General features: G+C 67.5%; 1 pseudogene. It reads right to left on the bottom strand.

What is annotated here, in order from left to right:
* Positions 1 to 692, bottom strand: a pseudogene (locus tag ACFPPB_RS20360) (hypothetical protein); the annotation flags it as partial.

The following is a 692-nucleotide window of genomic DNA, read 5'->3' as shown; positions in this document are numbered from 1 at the left end:
CAGCGCCTGCGCGTTGGTCAGGCTGAAGCTGGCTGCATTGAAGGCGCCCAGCGTGCCGATCAGGTTGGCGCCGTCTAGCGTGGTGTCGCCCGTCGAGCTGCCCGTCAGCGTGCCGGCCGTGATCACTCCAGTGGCACCTTCACCGATGTTTCCCGCCGACGCCAGTGTCGTGGCCGTGCCGTTGACGTTGCCGTTGATGGTCAGGTTGCCGCTGGCAGTCGTCAGCGCGGCGCTGCCGCCGCCGTCCACCGTGCCCGTCACGGTGAGGCCCGTACCGTCGGTCAGGCTGAAACCTGCCGCGGTGAAATTGCCCAGGCTTCCGATCAGGTTGACCTGGTTCAATGTCGCGCTGCCCACCGAGCTGCCTGACAGGGTTCCGGCTGTCAGCATGCCGCCGGTCTGGCTGATGCTGCCAGCCGAGGACAGGGTCACATTGCTGCCGGTGATGTTGTTGCCCAGCGTCAGATTGGCCGCCGAGTCCAGCGCGATCGTGCCGCCGCTCAGGTCCTGATCAATGGAGAGCGCACCGCTGGTGGTGGTCAGGCCGATGCTGCCCGTGCCGCCGGTGGTCGTCAGCGGGCCGTTGACCGTCAGCGCCTGCGCGTTGGTCAGGCTGAAGCTGGCTGCATTGAAGGCGCCCAGCGTGCCGATCAGGTTGGCGCCGTCTAGCGTGGTGTCGCCCGTCGAGCTGC

Origin of the sequence: Rhodanobacter terrae (assembly GCF_042657005.1) — a bacterium.
Classification (GTDB): Bacteria; Pseudomonadota; Gammaproteobacteria; order Xanthomonadales; family Rhodanobacteraceae; genus Rhodanobacter; species Rhodanobacter terrae.
The sequence above is the reverse complement of the archived record's forward strand: the minus strand, read 5'-3'. Positions and strand labels throughout refer to the sequence as shown.